This window comes from Nocardioides sp. J54 (genome assembly GCF_000519005.1).
Classification (GTDB): Bacteria; Actinomycetota; Actinomycetes; order Propionibacteriales; family Nocardioidaceae; genus Nocardioides.
The window spans coordinates 85643-104209 of sequence record NZ_JAER01000007.1 but is presented as its reverse complement, the minus strand read 5'-3'; the positions used below and the strand labels follow the sequence as shown (position 1 = coordinate 104209).

Below are 18567 nucleotides of genomic sequence, written 5' to 3'. Positions count from 1 at the left end.
GGAGCGACCCGCGAGGGTCAGGCCGACTCGACGAAGCCGGCTGCGGGGCTCGCGCCCTGCAGCCGGTTTCGCAATTCCACGAGCTCCCCGACGGCCTCGACGAAGCGGACGGTGCTGTCACCGACGCCGTTGTCGTCGAAGTAGTGGTGGCGCATCGCGGCCCGGGCCATCCGGTGCTCGTCGTGCGCGAGGCGCGCGGCGAGCAGGTCGCCGAGGTGGGCGAGGACGTCGGCGTCGACGACGTCGGCACAGCGGCTGACCGGGACCTCCTGGCGCAGCCTCTCGGCGTCGTGGTGCCGGTCGGTGATGAGGATCGGCTTGTCGGTCATCAGGTAGAGCCAGTCCAGGCCGACCGAGGAGACGTCGGTGATCATCGCGTCGCAGCCCGGGAAGACCGCGAGGATGTCGCCCTGCCAGATCGCGGCGTGGCCGGCGTCCGGCTCGGCCTCGGCGGCGCGCTCGACCAGGTCGAGGATCGCCTGGTGGCCCTCGCGGACCGCGGGGACCTGGCTGGTGGTGACCTTGGGGTGCGGCTTGTAGACGAGCCGCACGTCCGGCACGGACAGCACCTCCCGGACGATCTCGGGGCCGAAGACGTCGACCGAGGTGTAGCAGTTGTAGTCGGCGTCGCCCTCCCACGTCGGGGCGTAGAGCACCGTGCGCCGCTCGCTGGCCGGCAGCAGGGGCGCGGGGCGCAGGTCGAGCTGGGGCCGGCCGACGCGGACCAGGCGCCACTCGTCGAGCTCCATCAGCGCCGCCCGGTGCCGCTGGACGGCCGCCTCGCCGGCGACGAAGACGCGGTCGTAGGCCTTGGCGTTGTTGCTGACCATGCTGTGCTTGTCGCTCTCGCCGTGGTTGATGTGCACGTGCAGCATCCGGCCGTCGATGAGCGAGTTGAAGTTGAGCATGGAGTTGTTGCAGTAGAGGACGACGGCGGCCTGCAGGTCGTCGTACAGCTGGGTGAGGTCGTTGAAGCCCGGGGCGCAGTGCACCGGCAGCGTCGTGCGCTCCACGACCACGTCCCGGGTGGCCGGGTCGCGGGTCACGATGATGACCGGGTGGACCGCGTCGAGCCGCTCGAGCACCGGCACCCACTGGAGGAGCTGGTAGACCCGGGTCGGGTCGTCGGCGAAGTGGGCGATCACCTGGGGGTCACGGACGGTCTGCACCCCCGGATTTTACGAGTCGCGTCGGCACGCGGACGAACCGAAGAGGCCCCGTCCGTGTTGCGTTTCGGTAACCTCGCCGCGTGCTTCCCTTGCGCCGCCTGGTCAACCGCTCCGTCCTCGCTGCGTGGCAGTGGCTCGAGCGGTTCGGGGACGTCGCCCCGGGGACCGACCTGGCCGACCGCTTCGCCCACTTCGGGCCGGGCGCGTGCCTGGCCTTCCCGATGGCGACGGTGGTGAACCCCGAGGCGATCCACGTCGGCCGCGACACCCTGGTCGGCAAGTACTCCACGCTCTCGGTCGGCTACGGCCCCACCCAGGCGGTCCTGCCCGAGCACGGCCTCCGGATCGGGGAACGGTGCGTCATCGGGGCCCGCGCCTGCATCACCGCGCACGACTCGATCACCATCGGCGACGACGTGTGGTTCGGCCAGGACGTGTTCGTCTCCGACGCCAGCCACGGCTACCAGGACCCCGAGGTCCCGATCGGCCGCCAGTTCGGCGCCCACCAGCCGGTCGTCATCGGCTCCGGCTCCTGGATCGGCCACGGCGCGATCATCCTGCCCGGCACCACGATCGGGCGGAACGTCGTCGTGGCTGCCGGGTCCGTCGTCCGCGGGGTGGTGGAGGACCACGCCGTGGTGGGTGGCGTGCCGGCCCGCACCATCCGCCGCCTCGAGCCCGGCCGCGGCTGGGTGTCCGCCCGCGCCGGAGGCGACGTCCGCGCGGTCGCGGGGGCGCCCGCCCTGTGAGCTGAGATGACCAGGATCGAGGACCTCGCCCGCTTCGCCGCGGAGGCCACCGGCCGGCCGCTGGGCGCCAGCACGGTCGAGGAGTACGACGACCTGTGGGCCTGGTCGGTCGAGGACCCGGACACCTTCTGGACCCTCGTCGCCCGCCACCTCGGCCTCGACCTGCCCGGACCGGCACTCGCCGAGGAGCGGATGCCGGGCGCGGTGTGGTTCCCGCACGCCCGGGTCAGCTACGCCGCGGCCGTCCTCGACGGCCGTCCTGCCGACGAGGTGGCGATCGTCGCGGCCAGCGAGGACCCGGCGGCGACCAGCGAGGTCACCTGGGGCGAGCTGCGCCGCCGCGTCGGCAGCCTCGCCGCGGCGTACCGCCGGCTCGGGGTCGGCGAGGGCGACCGCGTGGTCGGCTTCCTCCCGAACACCCCGGACGCGATCGTCGCCTTCCTCGCCGCCGCGAGCCTGGGGGCGGTGTGGTCGGTCTGCGGCATGGACTACGCCGCCACCGCCGCCCGGGCCCGGTTCGAGCAGCTCGACCCGAAGGTGCTGGTCCACGCGACGTCCTACGTCCACGGTGGCCGCGTGCACGACCGCAGCGACGTCGTCGCCGGCCTGCGCGCCGCGCTGCCCACGCTCGAGGCCGTCCTCGACGTCGGCAGCGACGCGTGGGCCGAGGCCACCGGAGGCGACGACGAGCTGGTGCCGGTCGAGGTGGCCTTCGACCACCCGCTGTGGGTGCTGTTCTCCTCGGGCACCACCGGCCGGCCGAAGGGCATCGTCCACGGGCACGGCGGGGCACTGCTGGAGCAGGCCAAGGCGGCTGCCTACCACTTCGACCTGGGCCCGGGGGAGCGCCTGTCCTGGTACACCACGCCGTCCTGGATGATGTGGAACTTCGTCGTCGGCGCCCTGCTCACCGGCGCCTCCGTCGTCGTGTACGACGGCAGCCCGGCCCACCCGGCGCCGGACGCGCTGTGGGCGCTCGCGGCCCGGCACGGCGTGACCGTGGCCGGGATGAGCCCGGGCTACGTGGCGGCCTGCCAGAAGGCGGGGGTCGGCCCGGCGGGGCACGACCTCACCCGCCTGCGGCGGGTCGGCATCACCGGGTCGACCTTCCCCGCGTCCAGCCACGAGGCGCTGGCCGCCGAGCTGGGTCCGGGCGTCCAGGTGTGCTCGATCAGCGGCGGCACCGACGTCGTCAGCGGCTTCGTCGGCACGGCGCCGCACCTCCCGGTCTGGCCGGGCGAGCTGTCCCGCCCGTGCCTGGGGGTCGCGCTCGAGGCGTTCGACGAGCAGGGCAGGTCCGTGCGGGGCGAGGTCGGCGAGCTGGTGGTGACCCGGCCGATGCCGTCGATGCCGGTCTGCTTCTGGGGGGACGCGGACGGGAGCCGCTACCGCGACGCCTACTTCTCCACCTATCCCGGCGTGTGGCGCCACGGTGACTGGATCACCATCACCGGCCACGGCTCGGTGGTCATCCACGGACGCTCCGACGCGACCCTCAACCGCAACGGCGTCCGGATGGGCAGCGCGGACATCTACGAGCCGGTCGAGGCGCTGCCCGAGGTCCGCGAGGCCTTGGTGATCGGGCTGGAGGAGCCCGACGGCGGCTACTGGATGCCGCTGTTCGTGGTGCTCGCCGACGGGGTCGAGCTGGACGCCGGGCTCGAGGCCCGGATCCGGGAGGCGGTCCGCACCCACGCCTCGCCGCGGCACGTGCCCGACGACGTGATCCAGGCGCCCGGCGTCCCGCACACCCGCACCGGCAAGAAGCTGGAGGTCCCGGTCAAGAAGGTGCTGGCGGGGCAGGACCTCGGCGTCGGCTACGACCCCGGTAGTGTGGACGACCCAGACCTCATCAACTGGTACCGCGACGTGGGCAGGAGCCACCGAACCCGATGACACCCTGGCTGCTGCTGGGACTCGCCATCCTCCTCATCCTCGCCTGCGGGCTCTTCGTCGCAGCCGAGTTCGCCTTCGTCACCGTCGACCGCGGCCAGGTCGAGCGCGCGGCCGCCGCCGGTGACGCCTCCGCCGTCGGCCTGCAGAAGGCGCTGCGCTCGCTGTCGACGCAGCTGTCCGGCGCCCAGGTCGGCATCACCATCACCAACCTCGCGATCGGCTTCCTCGCCGAGCCGGCGATCGCGGAGCTGCTCCGCGGTCCGCTGGAGGACGCCGGGGTCGCTGCGGGTGCGGTCAGCCCGGTGGCGGTCGCCGCCGGCCTCACCCTCAGCACCCTGCTGACCATGCTGATCGGCGAGCTGGTCCCGAAGAACGTCGCGATCTCGCTGCCGTACGCCACGGCCCGGGTCACCCAGGCGCCGATGCGGGCGTTCACCGCTGCGGCGCGGGGGCCGATCCACCTGCTCAACGGCAGCGCGAACGCGATCGTGCGCCGGCTGGGCATCGAGCCGCAGGAGGAGCTGCGCTCGGCCCGCAGCGTGACCGAGCTGGCCTCGCTCATCCAGCGCTCCGCGGACGAGGGCACCCTCGACGCCGACACGGCGGAGCTCATGGAGCGCTCGGTGGAGTTCGGCACCCGGACGGCGGGGGAGATCATGACCCCGCGCGTGCGCACCCGCAGCCTCCACGTCAACGACCGGGCGAGCGCCGTGATCGCGCTGGCCCGCGAGTCCGGCAACTCCCGCTTCCCGGTGCTCGACGACACCGACGCCGTGGTCGGCACGGTCCACGTCAAGAACGCCGTGGCGCTGCCGCTGCACGAGCGCGCCACGACCAAGGTCAAGCACCTGATGGCGAAGCCGATCGTCGTCCCCGACTCGCTGCGCCTCGACCCGCTGCTCGCGCTGCTGCGCGCCGAGAGCTTCCAGATGGCCATCGTGCTCGACGAGTACGGCGACCACGCGGGCATCGTGACCCTCGAGGACGTCATCGAGGAGATCGTCGGCGACATCTCCGACGAGCACGACCGGCTCGGCAGCCGCGGCCGGCTGCGCCGCGACGGCACGTGGTCGCTGTCCGGCCTGCTGCGGCCCGACGAGGTCGAGGACCTCACCGGGGTCGAGCTGCCCGAGAGCGAGGACTACGACACGATCGCCGGGCTGGTCCTCAAGGTGCTCGGCCGCATCCCGGTCACGGGGGACGCCGCCGTCGTACCCCTCCCACCGGAGGGCGACGAGGAGGACGCTCCCGCCCGCCGCGCGGTGCTGACCGTCGACCACATGGACGGCCTGCGCATCGACCGGATGTCCCTGCGCGTCGAGGACGTCGAGGACGAGGAGCCCACCGATGGGTGACTTCGGTGGCGTCCTGCTCGCCGTCTTCCTGCTCGCCGCCAACGCGTTCTTCGTCGGCGCCGAGTTCGCGCTGATCTCCGCACGCCGCAGCCAGGTCGAGCCGAAGGCGCAGGCCGGCTCGAGGATGGCCAGGATCACCCTGACCGCCATGGAGCAGGTCTCGCAGATGATGGCGGGCGCCCAGCTCGGCATCACCATCTGCTCGCTCGGGCTCGGTGCGGTCGGCGAGCCCGCGCTCGCCCACCTCGTCGAGCCCGCCTTCCACGAGCTCGGCGTGCCCGACGACTGGCTGCACCCGGTCGCGTTCGTGCTGGCGATGACGATCGTGGTCTACCTCCACGTGGTGCTCGGCGAGATGGTCCCCAAGAACATCGCCATCGCCGGCCCCGACCGTGCCGCCCTGATCCTCGGCCCGCCCATGTACGGCATCGTGCTGGTGCTGCGCCCGATCATCGTGTCGATCAACGCGATCGCCAACGGCATCCTCCGGTTGATGCGGATCGAGCCGAAGGACGAGCTCGGCAGCACCTACACCCGCGAGGAGGTCGCGGCCCTGGTGGAGGAGTCCCACGGTGAGGGCCTGCTCGCCGAGCACCAGTACGACCGCCTGTCGGGCGCGCTCGGCTTCACCGAGAAGACCGTCGCCGAGGTGATGATGACGCCCGACTCGCTCGCGACGGTCGTCCGCGGGTCGACCGGCGCCGAGGTCGAGGCGCTGTGTGCTGTCACCGGCTTCAGCCGCTTCCCCGTCGTCTCGGACGCGCCCGGCCACGCCGACGAGCTGATCGGCTACCTGCACATCAAGGACGTGCTCGAGCCCGACGAGGAGCGCCGCGAGCGCCCGGTCGCCGACCGCTGGATCCGCCCGTTCGCGACGGTCACGGCCGAGACGCCGCTCCACGACGCCCTCGAGGTGCTCCAGCGCCGCGGAGCCCACATGGCCCGGGTCGTCGACCAGGCCGGTACGACGCTCGGTGTGGCCGCCCTCGAGGACGTCATCGAGGAGCTCGTCGGCGAGATCCGCGACGCCGCCCACTCCGACGACGTGTCCGGTGCATGACGGCGGCGAGGCACGCTCTAGGGTGTCGAGTGTGGGTGAAGCGGTGACGCGGGACGAGCGCGCGTCCGACCGGGTGTGGACGCTCCCCAACCTGCTCAGCGCCTCCCGGCTCCTGGGCGTGCCCCTCTTCCTCTGGCTGGTCCTCGGCCCCGAGGAGGACGTGTGGGCGCTCGTCGTGCTCATGGTCTCCGGGGTCACCGACTTCCTCGACGGCTGGCTGGCCCGCAAGCTCGACCAGACCTCCGAGCTCGGCCGGCTGCTCGACCCCGTCGCCGACCGGCTCTACATCCTGGCGGTGGTCGTCGGCCTCGCCCTGCGCGACGTCATCCCGTGGTGGGTCGCCCTGTGCCTGCCGCTGCGCGACCTGCTGCTGTGGGGTCTCGTGCCCCTGCTGCGCACCCGCGGCTACAGCGCGCTGCCGGTGCACTTCCTCGGCAAGGCGGCGACCTTCAACCTGCTCTACGCCTTCCCGCTGCTGCTGCTCGGGGAGGGTGACGGCACCGTCGCGACCCTGGCCCAGGTGTTCGGCTGGTCGCTGGCGCTGTGGGGGATCGGTCTCTACTGGTGGGCCGGGATCCTCTACGCCTGGCAGGTGCGCAAGCTGATGGCCACGACCGAGCGGCTGCCCCGACGCGGACGCACCGGGGGCGCGGCACAGCCATGACCGCCGAGCCCACGGACCGCGCCCGGACCCCGCTCCTGACCCTCATCACGCAGGAGTCGCTGGACCGCGACTACCAGGCGGCGGCGTCGCGGCGTGGACCGGAGCAGCAGGCGAGCCGGGGGCTGCGTGCGGGCGTCGTCGTGGTCGTCGCGGCCTTCGCCCTGCTCGTCACGATCGCCGCGGTGCAGACGCAGGCGAACTCCGACGTCGACGACCAGAGCCGCAGCGCGCTCATCTCCCGGATCGAGTCCCGCCGCACGTCGGTGGCGAACCTCCAGGAGGCCGCCGCCCAGCTGCGCACCGACAACCTCAACGCCGAGGGCCGACTGCGCGACCTCGGCGCCCGGTACGGCGACGTCCAGGCCCGCGGCGCCACGCTGGGCGCGTTGTCCGGGTTCGAGGCCGTGCGCGGGGACGGCGTCCGGCTCACCCTCGACAACTCGCCACTCGCCTCCAGCAGCGACCAGATCCGGGCCAGCGACCTCGTGCTGGTGGTCAACGCACTGTGGCAGTCCGGCGCCGAGGCGGTCGCGATCAACGGGCAGCGGGTGGCGTCGACGGGGGCCATCAGCACCTCCGGCGACGCGATCGAGGTGAACTTCCGCGGCATCGCGCCGCCGTACACGATCCTGGCCATCGGCGACCAGGGCACGCTGTCGTCCCGGTTCGTCGACTCGGGCAGCGCGCTGCAGTTCGTCGCGGCGGCCAACCAGTTCGGCTTCTCGTGGGACATGGACAATGAGGACGACCTGAGGCTGCCCGCCGCCCCTGCCTCGCTGCAGCGGCTGCGCTACGCCACGGAGAAGACCAACCCCAAGGGCGATGGAGGTGGACCGCCGTGATCGCGGTGATCGGACTGCTCGTCGGCGTCGTGCTCGGCCTGGTGTTCCAGCCCGACGTGCCGATCGGCCTCGAGCCCTACCTGCCGATCGCCGTCGTCGCCGCGCTCGACGCGGTGTTCGGCGCGCTGCGGGCCTACCTCGACGGGATCTTCGACGACAAGGTCTTCGTCGTGTCCTTCCTGAGCAACGTGGTGATCGCCGCCGGCATCGTCTACCTCGGCGACCGCCTCGGCGTCGGCGGGCAGCTGTCGACCGGCGTCATCGTCGTCCTCGGGATCCGCATCTTCACCAACGTCGCCGCCATCCGGAGGCACGTGTTCCATGCCTGACGAGCCGATCGAGCGCCTCAAGCAGGCCTTGCTGCGCCCCTCGCGCAAGCAGGTCGTCGCGGGGCTGCTCATGGCACTGCTCGGGTTCGCCGCCGTCACCCAGGTCCGCGTCGCCGGCACCGAGGAGTCCTACGCCGGACTGCGCGAGCAGGAGCTGATCGACCTGCTCAACGGGCTGTCCGGCACGCGCCAGCGCGCCGAGGCCGAGATCGATCGGCTCGAGGGCGTCGCCGCGGACCTGCGCGACGACACGACCCGGCGCCAGGCCGCGCTCGACCAGGCGTCCTCGGAGGTCGACACGCTCACGATCCTCGCCGGGCTGGTCCCGGTGACCGGGCCGGGCGTGCGGATCACGATCACCGAGCAGGAGGGCAGGATCCGGCTCGGCTCGATGCTCGACACCATCCAGGCCCTGCGCACCGTCGGCGCCGAGGCGATCGCGATCAACGGCACGGTCCGCGTGGTCGCGCAGACCTCGCTGGAGGAGACCGACGGCGGGTTCACCGTGGACGGCGAGCGGATCGAGGCGCCGTACGTCATCGACGCGATCGGCGAGCCCGGCGTGCTCGCCGACTCGCTGACCTTCGCCCTCGGGCCCAAGAAGCAGGTCGAGGACGACGGCGGGACGATGGAGGTCGAGGAGCTGAAGGCGGTCGACATCGAAGCCGTCGCGCAACGCGCCGAGCCGCAGTACGCGTTGCCCGAGCAGGGGCAGTAACGTTCGGCCCATGACGAACCCGGCTGACCTGAAGTACACCGTCGAGCACGAGTGGCTGCGCGAGCCCGGCGAGGCGGCTGGCTCGGTGCGGGTGGGCATCACCGACTACGCCCAGGACGCCCTCGGCGACATCGTCTACGTCTCCCTGCCGGAGGTCGGCGCTACGATCACCGCCGGTGAGCCGTGCGGCGAGCTCGAGTCCACCAAGTCGGTCAGCGACGTCTACGCGCCGGTGTCCGGCGAGGTCGTCGCCGTCAACGAGGCTCTCGACGCGACTCCAGAGCTCGTCAACAACGACCCGTACGGCGCCGGCTGGCTCTTCGAGGTCGTGCCGTCGTCGGCCGGCGACCTGGACGGACTCCTGGACGCTGCCGCGTACGAGGCACAGCTCGAGGGTTGATCCGGTAGGTTCGTCGTAGCCGTTCCGGACCCAAGGAGTTCCCAGATGCCGTTCTGCACCGCCTGTGGCCGGCAGAACCCTGACGACGCCCGCTTCTGCTCGCAGTGTGGTACGCGTCTCGTCGAGGCGGAAGCCGCCGCGCCGGTCCCGACCGACTCGACCGCCACGATCCAGGCCGTGTTCCCCGCGGACCGGGTCGAGACCTCCGACCGCGCCCTGAGCGCGGTCGACGCCGCCGCCGTGGACGCGCTGCCCGTGGGGCACGCGCTGCTGGTCGTCCAGAAGGGTCCCGGCGCCGGCAGCCGCTTCCTGCTCGACTCCGACGAGGTGACTGCTGGCCGGCACCCGGAGAGCGGGATCTTCCTCGACGACGTGACGGTCTCGCGCCGCCACGCGGTGTTCCGCCGCTCCGGCAGCACCTTCACGGTGGAGGACGCGGGCAGCCTCAACGGCACCTACGTCAACCGTGACCGGATCGAGAAGGCGCAGCTCAAGGACAGCGACGAGGTCCAGGTCGGCAAGTACCGCCTGGTCTTCTTCGCGGGCCACGAGAGCCACTGACCGTGGGCGCAGCCGTCGTCCGCGGCGAGCGCGAGCCGCTGCTCAACATCGGCCAGGTGCTCGAGCGCCTGCGCTCGGACTTCGAGGACATCAGCATCCCGAAGATCCGCTTCCTCGAGTCCGAGGGCCTGATCAAGCCCGAGCGGACCCCGGCCGGCTACCGCAAGTTCTCCGAGGCCGACATCACGCGGCTGCGCTACATCCTGCGGATGCAGCGCGACCACTACCTGCCGCTGAAGGTGATCGGCGAGCACCTCGACGCGATGGACCGTGGCCTCGAGCCGCCGGAGCCCGAGCCCGTCGTCCCGACCGTGCCGAAGGTCGCCGTCGGGTCCGACGGCATGCCGGCGCCCGAGTCGTTCCGCCGCAGCGACAAGCTGCGCCTGTCGCGCAAGGAGCTCATCAAGGTGGCGGAGATCGACGAGGCACTGCTCGCACAGCTCGAGGAGTTCGCCCTGATCACGCCGTCGCCGACCGGCCACTACGACACCGACGCGCTGGTGATCGCCCAGACCGCCAGCGAGCTCGCCGACTTCGGCATCGAGCCGCGCCACCTGCGCGGCTTCCGCGCCGCCGCCGACCGGGAGGTCGGGCTGATCCAGCAGGTCGTCGCCCCGCGCCGGGGGCGTGACGCCGCCGCAGCAGCCCGCGCCGAGGAGGCGGTCAGCGAGATCGCGGCCCTCTCCGTGCGGCTGCACGCCACCCTGGTGAAGTCGGGCCTGCGCCGGATCTGACGGGCCGCACCCGCGCCACCCGGCCACGAGTAGGCTGGAGTCATGCGCGAGGTGGATGTCCTGGGAGTCCGGGTGGAGATGCCGTCCAACCAGCCCATCGTGCTGCTGCGCGAGACCGTGGGCGACCGGTACGTCCCGATCTGGATCGGCGCCGTCGAGGCCACCGCGATCGCGTTCGCCCAGCAGGGCGTCGTACCGCCGCGGCCGCTCACGCACGACCTGATGAAGGACCTGCTCGCGGCCACCGGCACCGAGCTCACCGAGGTGCGGATCACCGACGTCAAGGACGGCGTGTTCTTCGCGACCCTGGTGCTCGCCTCGGGCGCCGAGGTCAGCGCCCGCCCGTCCGACTCGATCGCGCTCGCCCTGCGCACGGGCACCACGATCTACTGCTCCGAGGAGGTGCTGGCCGAGGCCGGCATCGCCGCCCCCGCCGAGGAGGAGGACGAGGTCGAGGCGTTCCGCGAGTTCCTCGACCACGTCTCGCCGGAGGACTTCGAGTCCGGGCAGTGACGCCCGCGAGGGGGACAGGGGAGCGGGAGCTCCCTCAACCTCAAGTTGAGCCTGAGAGTTTTCGGCGACACGCCCGGTGACGTCTTTGACCGGCCCGACACCGGCGCCGTACCTTGAAGAGTCGAATGACAGCCGTGCAATGCAGCAGCCGCCTTTGGAGGACCCCGTGAACGAGCAGCAGCCCGAGAAGGTCGGCCAGGACACGGCCGCGGCCGCCGCTGTCGCCGAGGAGCAGGGGCTGCTCTTCACCGACGACGTCTCCCCGCTCCCCAGCGACCTGGGCTACCGGGGTCCGACCGCGTGCAACGCGGCGGGCATCACCTACCGCCAGCTCGACTACTGGGCCCGCACCGGCCTCATCGAGCCGAGCGTGCGCGGCGCCAAGGGCTCCGGCTCGCAGCGCCTCTACAGCTTCCGCGACATCCTGATCCTCAAGATCATCAAGCGCCTCCTCGACGCCGGCATCTCGCTGCAGCAGATCCGCACCGCCGTGGGCCACCTGCGCGAGCGCGGCACCGACGACCTCACCCAGGTCACCCTGATGAGCGACGGCGCCTCGGTCTACGAGTGCACCAGCAACGACGAGGTCATCGACCTGCTCCAGGGCGGCCAGGGCGTCTTCGGCATCGCCATCGGCGGCGTCTGGCGCGAGATCGAGGGCACGCTCGCCCAGCTCCCCAGCGAGAGCGCGAGCGACACCGAGGCGGACCAGGCGGCCGACGTCGCCGGCGACGAGCTCGCCGCACGGCGCGCTGCCCGCAACGCGGGTTGACCAGGGACCGCGACCCGTTCGCGGTAGTCTGTTCCCTGCTGTTCATCCCGCACGGGAGAGTCAGGATGCGCCATCGGCGCAGGCCTGCGCCGAAGGGGCAATTCCTCCCCGGAACCTCTCAGGCGCCCGGACCGTGCGGAGCAGGCAACTCTGGAGGCGCAGGGACGCGCTGACAGAGGGGGAGGGCTGGACCCGTCTCGAACCCGAGGAAAGCCTGCCTGCTGATGACCACCCCCTTCGACGCCACCCCGTTCGACCCCGCACCGTTCGTACGTCGCCACATCGGTCCTGACGGCGACCAGGTCGCGTCCATGCTGGACCGCCTGGGCTACCCGACGCTCGAGGCGCTGATGGACGCCGCCGTGCCGAAGTCGATCCGCTCGGACGCCGCGCTGCAGCTGCCCGATGCCGCCGACGAGGAGGCCACCGCCGCCGAGCTGCGCGCCCTGGCCGCCGCCAACGAGCCGGGCGAGGCGATGATCGGGCTGGGCTACCACGCGACGGTCACCCCGGCGGTCATCCGCCGCAACGTGCTCGAGGACCCGAGCTGGTACACCGCCTACACGCCCTACCAGCCGGAGATCTCGCAGGGTCGGCTCGAGGCGCTCATCAACTTCCAGACGATGGTCGCGGACCTCACCGGCCTGACCACCGCCGGCTCCTCGCTGCTCGACGAGGGCACGGCTGCCGCCGAGGCCGTCGCGCTTGCCTTCCGCGCCAACCGCAAGGCGTCGGGGCCCTTCGTCGTCGACGCTGACGCGCTGCCGCAGACGATCGACGTCGTGCGCACCCGCGCCGAGGGGATCGGCATCGACGTCGTCGTCGCGGACCTCAGCGGGGGCCTGCCGGACGGTGACGTCGCCGGCGTGCTCGTGCAGTACCCCGGTGCGTCGGGCCGGGTCGCCGACATCAAGCCGGTCATCGACGCCGTGCACGAGCGCGGCGGCCTGGCGGTCGTCGCCGCCGACCTGCTGTCGCTGACCCTCCTCGAGGCGCCCGGCACCCTCGGCGCCGACGTCGTGGTCGGCTCGACCCAGCGCTTCGGTGTCCCGCTCTTCTACGGCGGACCCCACGCCGGCTTCATGAGCGTCCGCGAGGGCCTCGAGCGCCAGCTGCCCGGTCGCCTCGTCGGCGTCTCGGTCGACGCCGAGGGTCGCCCGGCGTACCGCCTCGCGCTGCAGACCCGCGAGCAGCACATCCGCCGCGACAAGGCGACGTCGAACATCTGCACCGCGCAGGTGCTGCTCGCCGTCACCGCCGGCATGTACGCCGTCTACCACGGCCCGAAGGGCCTGACCGCGATCGCGCAGCGCATCCACGCGCAGGCCTCGCTCCTCGCCGACCGCCTCCGCGCGGCCGGTGTCGAGGTCGTCCACGACTCCTTCTTCGACACCGTCCTGGCCCGCGTGCCCGGGCGCGCCGCGGAGGTCGTCCGGGCCGCCCGCGAGGGCGGGGTCCACCTGCGCCAGGTCGACGAGGACCACGTCGGCATCAGCGTGGGGGAGTCCTCGGGCCCCGTGCTCGACGTGGTGCTGGGTGCGTTCGGCGCCGAGCCGGTCGAGGTCAGCGGCTGGTCCGCGACCTCCGCGCTGCCCGAGGAGCTCGCTCGCACGACCGACTTCCTCACCCACCCGGTGTTCAACACCCACCACAACGAGACGTCGATGCTGCGCTACCTCGCGCGGTTGTCGAACCGCGACTACGCGCTCGAGCGCGGCATGATCCCGCTCGGGTCCTGCACGATGAAGCTCAACGCGACAACCGAGATGGAGCCCATCTCCCTCGCCGGGTTCGCCGGCCTCCACCCGTTCGTCCCGGCGGCCGACGCGGACGGCTACCGGCAGATGATCGACCAGCTCGAGCGGTGGCTCGCCGAGGTCACCGGCTACGACCGCGTGTCCATCCAGCCCAACGCCGGCGCGCAGGGCGAGTTCGCGGGCATGCTCGCGATCCGCAACTACCACCGCGCCAACGGCCAGGAGCAGCGCGACATCTGCCTGATCCCGTCGTCCGCGCACGGCACCAACCCCGCCTCGGCGGTCATGGCCGGGATGAAGGTCGTCGTCGTCAAGGCGACCGACGACGGCACGGTGGACCTCGACGACCTGCGCGCCAAGTGCGAGCAGCACTCCGAGTCGCTCGCCGCGATCATGGTGACCTACCCGTCGACGCACGGGGTCTACGAGGAGACCATCACCGAGCTGTGCGAGGTCGTCCACGAGCACGGCGGCCAGGTCTACGTCGACGGCGCGAACTTCAACGCGCTCCTCGGCTACGCCCAGCCCGGAAGGTTCGGCGGCGACGTCTCGCACCTCAACCTGCACAAGACCTTCTGCATCCCGCACGGTGGCGGTGGCCCCGGTGTCGGCCCGGTCGCGGTGCGCGAGCACCTCGCGCCGTACCTGCCGACCCACCCGCTGCACCCCGACACCGCGCGCCGCGAGGGCACCGGCGCGATCAGTGCCGCCCCCTTCGGCTCGGCCGGCATCCTGCCGATCTCGTGGGCCTACGTGCGGATGATGGGCGCCGAGGGCCTGACCCGCGCCACCGCCGTCGCGGTGCTGTCGGCCAACTACGTCGCCGCGCGCCTCGGTGAGCACTTCCCGGTGCTCTACCGCGGTGACTCCGGCCTGGTCGCGCACGAGTGCATCCTCGACCTGCGGGCGATCACGCAGCAGACCGGCGTCACCGTCGACGACGTGGCCAAGCGGCTCGTCGACTACGGCTTCCACGCCCCGACCATGTCCTTCCCGGTGGCCGGCACGCTCATGGTCGAGCCCACCGAGTCCGAGGACCTCGCCGAGCTCGACCGCTTCTGCGACGCGATGATCGCCATCAAGGGCGAGATCGACCGCGTCGCGGCAGGCGAGTGGCCGGTGGACGCCTCGCCGCTGCACCACGCGCCGCACACCGCGCGGGCGCTGGTGGGCGAGTGGGACCGGCCCTACTCCCGGGAGGTCGGTGTGTTCCCGGCCGGCATCACCGCGGACAAGTACTGGCCGCCGGTGGCGCGGATCGACCAGGCCTACGGCGACCGCAACCTGGTCTGCGCCTGCCCGCCCGTCGACGCCTACGCCGACTGACCGTGCCCACGTACGACGACCGGCTGGCCGCGCTCCAGGGCGCAGGCCGGCTGCCGTCGGTGAGCGCCGCCGTCGCCCTGGGCGGTGACCCGGCCTGGCGCGGTTGCCTCTCGGTGCTGCCCGACGCCGAGCCGGACGTCGACTCGGCCTACCGGATCGGCTCGATCACCAAGACGCTGACCGCGGTGCTCGTGCTGCAGCTGCGCGACGAGGGGGCGCTCTCTCTCGACGACGCGGTCGGCCGGTTCGTGCCGGAGACCGGCTACCGCGACGCGACGCTGCGTGACCTGCTGGCGCACACCGCCGGCCTGCAGAGCGAGCCGGTCGGGCCGTGGTGGGAGCGCGTCGACGGTGGTGACGTCGGCGCGCTGCTGGCCGCCAACGACGGCTCCGGTCGGGTCGCCACCGCGGGGGAGTACTACCACTACTCCAACCTCGGTTACGCGCTGCTCGGCGAGGTCGTCGCCCGGCTGCGGGGGCAGTCGTGGTGGGCGGCCGTCCGGGAGCGGCTGCTCGTGCCGCTGGGCATGGGCGCGACGTCGTACCACCCGCCGGCGGCGCACGCCCCCGGCCGCAGCGTCGACCACTTCGCCCACACCCTGACGGCCGAGCCGCACACCGACACCGGCGCGATGGCGCCAGCCGGCCAGCTCTGGAGCACGGTCGAGGACCTGCTGCGGTGGGCGGACTTCCTGGCCACCGGCCACCCGGACGTGCTCGCGCCGGCCACGCTTGCGGAGATGGCCGAGCCGGCCCCGAGGGCCGACGCCTACGGCCTGGGCCTGCGCCTGCTCGACGTGGGTGGACGCACGATGGTCGGCCACACCGGGTCGATGCCGGGCTTCCAGGCCTCGCTGTTCGTCGACCGCTCGACCCGCGACGCGGTCGTCGCCCTCACGAATGCCACCACCGGCCTGCAGCCCGAGCGGGTGCCGGGCGTCCTGCTCGGCGAGGTCGCCCCGCCCGATGCACGACGGTGGCAGCCCTCGCCGCGACCGGTGCCGGGCGAGGTGGCCGAGCTGCTCGGGCTGTGGTTCTGGGGCAACACCGCCTTCGCCTTCGAGTGGACGGGTGGCGAGGTCGTCGCTCGCGACCTGCGCACCGCCGAGCCGCACGAGCGCTTCGTCCGAGACCGGTCCGGGGAGGGCTTCACCGGCTCCGAGGGCTACCACCGCGGGGAGCGGCTGGTGGTGCACCGGGAGCCGGGGACGGGGGGAGCGGTGCGCTACCTCGAGTGCGCGACCTTCGTGTACACCCGCACGCCGTACGACCCTCGCGTGCCGGTGCCCGGAGGCCATCCGGCATGATGGGACGATGAACGAGAACACGTTCCAGTTCTCCTGGTACGCCCTCGACGGTGACGCCTTCGTGCCGCAGCCGCACGCGCAGAGCCTCTGGTCGTCGGAGCAGATGCACGGCGTCGCCGTGAGCGCGCTGCTGGCGTGGGCGCTGGAGCGTGAGGTGGAGGCGATCGGACGGGGCTGCCTGGTGCCGGCGCGCTACCACGTCGACCTGTTCCGGCCGGCGAAGATGGTGCCGACCACCGCTCGCGGCACCATCGTGCGCGAGGGGCCCCGGCTGGTCCTCGTCGACGCCGTCGTCGAGCAGGCGGGCCGCCCCGTCGCACGAGCCAGCGCGACCTTCCTCGAGCCGTCCACCAACCCGCCCGGTGAGGTGTGGTCGGCCGAGGACCGCCCGGAGCCGCCCTCGCTGGAGCTGGTGCCGGCGGACCTGCCCCACCACGTGCCGTTCTTCGAGAGCGACGAGCCGTGGTCGGACAACTTCGGCGAGCACCAGAACGCCGGGCGCCACGCCACCTGGCACATCGCCGTGCCGGTGCTGCTCGACCAGCCACCCACGCCGTTCCAGGCGGTCGCCTCCATCGCGGACGCCACGAGCATGGTGACCAACTGGGGATCCGGTGGCGTGGAGTACATCAACGTCGACATCGACCTCGCGCTCAGCCGCCGCCCGGACGGCATCTCGGTCGGTCTCCGCGCGAGCGACCACGTCGCCTCCGACGGCGTCGCGGTCGGCACGGCCGAGGTCTTCGACCGCAGCGGGAGCATCGGCACCGCGACGGTCACGTCGCTGGCCAACGCGCGGCGCACCGTCGACCTGTCCGGGGGAGTGACCCTCGAGGGCAGCGCCTGAGCGGTCGGGGGTCGGCTGGGTCAGCCGGCCTGGGACTCGTCCTCGACGACCTCGCCCTCGGCGACGTCGAAGTCGAAGGTGAGCTCCTCGCGCTCGAGGTCGGCGATCGCCGCGAACTCGCTGCTGGTCAGCGCCCGCGGCGCCTCCTCGATCTCCTTCGGCGCCGGGATCGTCGAGACCGGGTCGGCGGCGTTGAGCTTGCGCGCCGCCGGCAGCACGCTGCGCTCGAGCGAACCGGTGAAGGCGTTGTAGTCCTTGACGCTGCGCTGCAGCGAGCGGCCCAGCTTCTCCACGTGCTCGGAGAGCTTGAGGATGCGGCGGTAGAGGACCTGGCCCATCTCGAAGAGCGCCTGGGCGTCCTCGGTGAGCGCCTCCTGCTTCCAGGTGAACGCGACCGTCTTGAGCATGCCCCACAGGTTGGTGGGGGTGGCCAGCACGACGCCCTGCTTGAAGGCGTGCTCCATCAGTGACGGGTCGACCTCGAGCGCGGCGTTGAGCAGCTGCTCGTTGGGGATGAACGCGACGGTGAACTCCGGGCTGGTGCGCAGGCCGGTCCAGTAGCCCTTGCGGGAGAGCGTGTCGACGTGGCCGCGCACCTTCTTGGCGTGGTCCTCGAGCAGGCGCTGGCGCTGCTCGGGCTGGAGGCCGTCGCGGTGGGCGTCCATGAACGAGTTGTAGGGGACCTTGGCGTCGATCGCCATCTGCTTGCCGCCGGGCAGGTTGATCACCATGTCGGGGCGGCGGGCGCCGGAGTCGGCCTCGAGGGAGTGCTGCAGCTCGAAGTCGATGCGGTTGACCAGGCCGGCGGTCTCGACCAGCGTGCGCAGCTGGGTCTCGCCCCACACGCCGCGCACGGCGTTGTCCTTGAGCACGGTGGCGAGCGTGTCGGCGGCCTTGCGGGAGTCCTCGACGGACTTCTGGGTGTGCCGGATCTGCGCGGCGAGCTCGGTGTGCTGCTCGACGCGGGCCTTCTCCAGGTCGTCGACCTTGCGCTGCATCGAGCGCAGGTGCTCCACCACCGGGGTGAGGGTCTTGAGCACCTGGGTCTGCCCGTTCTCCGCCCGCTCGCGCTCGGCCTGCGCCTGGCGCTGCTGGTCGAGCAGGGTGCGGTGCTGGGCGCGGGCCTGGTCGAGGGCGTCGCGCAGCTGCTCGACGGTGGCGGCGGCCGCGGTCAGCTCGGAGCGGACCTCGGCGCGGGCCTCGGCCTCGCGCACCCGGACCTCCTCGACGGCGGCCTGGTGCTGCAGCTCGACCCGGTCGAGCTCGTGGCGCAGCTGTGCCAGGGCGCTCTCGTGGCGGGCCTCGCTGCGCTCCACCTCGAGCTGGTGGTCGCGGGAGAGCTGCTCCAGCTCCCGCTGCAGGCCCTCCAGCTCGCGCTGGTGGTCGTGCTCGCGCTGGGCCACCTCGCCCCGGCGCAGCAGCCAGCCGCCGGCCGCCCCGAGGAGCAGACCGAGCAGGAGACCGAGCAGCAGGGTGGTGATCGTGGCCATGGGACCAGTCAAACAGTGACGCCCGACGGAACCCCGCGGGCCACGCCGACGAGGCCGACCTCACGCCCGGCCGGCCCG

18 protein-coding genes and 1 riboswitch are annotated in these 18567 nt (G+C 72.4%); of the genes, 16 read left to right on the top strand and 2 right to left on the bottom strand.

What is annotated here, in order from left to right; genetic code table 11:
* Positions 1 to 17 precede the first annotated feature (17 nt).
* The gene (locus NOCJ54_RS24350) at positions 18 to 1169 is read right to left on the bottom strand and encodes a CDP-glycerol glycerophosphotransferase family protein (protein ID WP_051485565.1); all 1152 of its coding nucleotides are present in this window, start codon (positions 1167 to 1169) and stop codon (positions 18 to 20) included.
* An 80-nt stretch (positions 1170 to 1249) separates the two neighbouring features.
* Between NOCJ54_RS24350 and NOCJ54_RS30495 the strand changes: the two genes are divergently transcribed.
* The 16 genes from NOCJ54_RS30495 to NOCJ54_RS24335 all read left to right on the top strand — a co-directional run bounded on the left by NOCJ54_RS30495 (position 1250) and on the right by NOCJ54_RS24335 (position 16999).
* Entirely contained in the window at positions 1250 to 1918 is a 669-nt protein-coding gene (locus tag NOCJ54_RS30495; protein ID WP_028654976.1) for an acyltransferase, read from the top strand.
* Positions 1919 to 1924: 6 nt separating this feature from the next.
* Positions 1925 to 3814 carry an acetoacetate--CoA ligase gene (locus tag NOCJ54_RS24345; protein WP_051485563.1) on the top strand — a complete coding sequence of 630 codons (1890 nt, stop codon included), beginning with the start codon at positions 1925 to 1927 and terminating at the stop codon, positions 3812 to 3814.
* Positions 3811 to 5169 (top strand): hemolysin family protein, encoded by a 1359-nt coding sequence (locus tag NOCJ54_RS24340; RefSeq protein ID WP_036517166.1) that lies wholly within the window; start codon positions 3811 to 3813, stop codon positions 5167 to 5169. The genes NOCJ54_RS24345 and NOCJ54_RS24340 overlap by 4 nt, the downstream gene beginning before the upstream one ends.
* Positions 5162 to 6229 carry a hemolysin family protein gene (locus tag NOCJ54_RS0107235; RefSeq protein WP_028654975.1) on the top strand — a complete coding sequence of 356 codons (1068 nt, stop codon included), beginning with the start codon at positions 5162 to 5164 and terminating at the stop codon, positions 6227 to 6229. Before NOCJ54_RS24340 ends, NOCJ54_RS0107235 begins: the two co-directional genes overlap by 8 nt.
* Before the next feature lie 22 nt (positions 6230 to 6251).
* Complete coding sequence (locus NOCJ54_RS0107230; protein ID WP_396954775.1) at positions 6252 to 6893, top strand: CDP-alcohol phosphatidyltransferase family protein; 642 nt, start codon at positions 6252 to 6254, stop codon at positions 6891 to 6893.
* A complete protein-coding gene (locus NOCJ54_RS0107225; protein WP_028654973.1) occupies positions 6890 to 7735 on the top strand; it encodes a DUF881 domain-containing protein in 846 nt (281 codons plus the stop codon). Before NOCJ54_RS0107230 ends, NOCJ54_RS0107225 begins: the two co-directional genes overlap by 4 nt.
* Positions 7732 to 8064: a small basic family protein gene (locus NOCJ54_RS0107220; RefSeq protein WP_028654972.1), complete on the top strand. Its 333-nt coding sequence runs from the start codon at positions 7732 to 7734 to the stop codon at positions 8062 to 8064. Before NOCJ54_RS0107225 ends, NOCJ54_RS0107220 begins: the two co-directional genes overlap by 4 nt.
* Positions 8057 to 8782, top strand: a complete 726-nt coding sequence (locus NOCJ54_RS0107215) for a DUF881 domain-containing protein (RefSeq protein ID WP_028654971.1) — start codon at positions 8057 to 8059, stop codon at positions 8780 to 8782. The genes NOCJ54_RS0107220 and NOCJ54_RS0107215 overlap by 8 nt, the downstream gene beginning before the upstream one ends.
* Positions 8783 to 8792: 10 nt before the next feature.
* Positions 8793 to 9182 (top strand): glycine cleavage system protein GcvH, encoded by a 390-nt coding sequence (gene gcvH / locus NOCJ54_RS0107210; RefSeq protein WP_028654970.1) that lies wholly within the window; start codon positions 8793 to 8795, stop codon positions 9180 to 9182.
* Positions 9183 to 9227: 45 nt separating this feature from the next.
* The gene (locus NOCJ54_RS0107205; RefSeq protein ID WP_028654969.1) at positions 9228 to 9743 is read left to right on the top strand and encodes an FHA domain-containing protein; all 516 of its coding nucleotides are present in this window, start codon (positions 9228 to 9230) and stop codon (positions 9741 to 9743) included.
* Between the two features lie 2 nt (positions 9744 to 9745).
* Complete coding sequence (gene ftsR / locus NOCJ54_RS0107200; RefSeq protein WP_051485562.1) at positions 9746 to 10477, top strand: transcriptional regulator FtsR; 732 nt, start codon at positions 9746 to 9748, stop codon at positions 10475 to 10477.
* Between the two features lie 42 nt (positions 10478 to 10519).
* Positions 10520 to 10990 (top strand): bifunctional nuclease family protein, encoded by a 471-nt coding sequence (locus NOCJ54_RS0107195; RefSeq protein ID WP_028654967.1) that lies wholly within the window; start codon positions 10520 to 10522, stop codon positions 10988 to 10990.
* A 139-nt stretch (positions 10991 to 11129) separates the two neighbouring features.
* On the top strand, positions 11130 to 11762 hold the full coding sequence (locus NOCJ54_RS0107190) for a MerR family transcriptional regulator (protein WP_084254971.1): 633 nt from the start codon (positions 11130 to 11132) through the stop codon (positions 11760 to 11762).
* A 42-nt stretch (positions 11763 to 11804) separates the two neighbouring features.
* A riboswitch (glycine riboswitch) is annotated at positions 11805 to 11906 on the top strand.
* A gap of 80 nt (positions 11907 to 11986) precedes the next feature.
* A complete protein-coding gene (gene gcvP / locus NOCJ54_RS0107185) occupies positions 11987 to 14845 on the top strand; it encodes an aminomethyl-transferring glycine dehydrogenase (RefSeq protein ID WP_036517164.1) in 2859 nt (952 codons plus the stop codon).
* A 2-nt stretch (positions 14846 to 14847) separates the two neighbouring features.
* Positions 14848 to 16152, top strand: a complete 1305-nt coding sequence (locus NOCJ54_RS0107180) for a serine hydrolase domain-containing protein (RefSeq protein WP_232221700.1) — start codon at positions 14848 to 14850, stop codon at positions 16150 to 16152.
* 7 nt (positions 16153 to 16159) lie between these two features.
* Complete coding sequence (locus NOCJ54_RS24335; RefSeq protein ID WP_036517163.1) at positions 16160 to 16999, top strand: acyl-CoA thioesterase domain-containing protein; 840 nt, start codon at positions 16160 to 16162, stop codon at positions 16997 to 16999.
* A 20-nt stretch (positions 17000 to 17019) separates the two neighbouring features.
* On the opposite strand, the gene rmuC is transcribed toward NOCJ54_RS24335, so the two are convergent.
* Positions 17020 to 18489, bottom strand: coding sequence for a DNA recombination protein RmuC (gene rmuC / locus NOCJ54_RS24330; RefSeq protein WP_051485561.1), 1470 nt, complete (start codon positions 18487 to 18489; stop codon positions 17020 to 17022).
* Positions 18490 to 18567 lie beyond the last annotated feature (78 nt).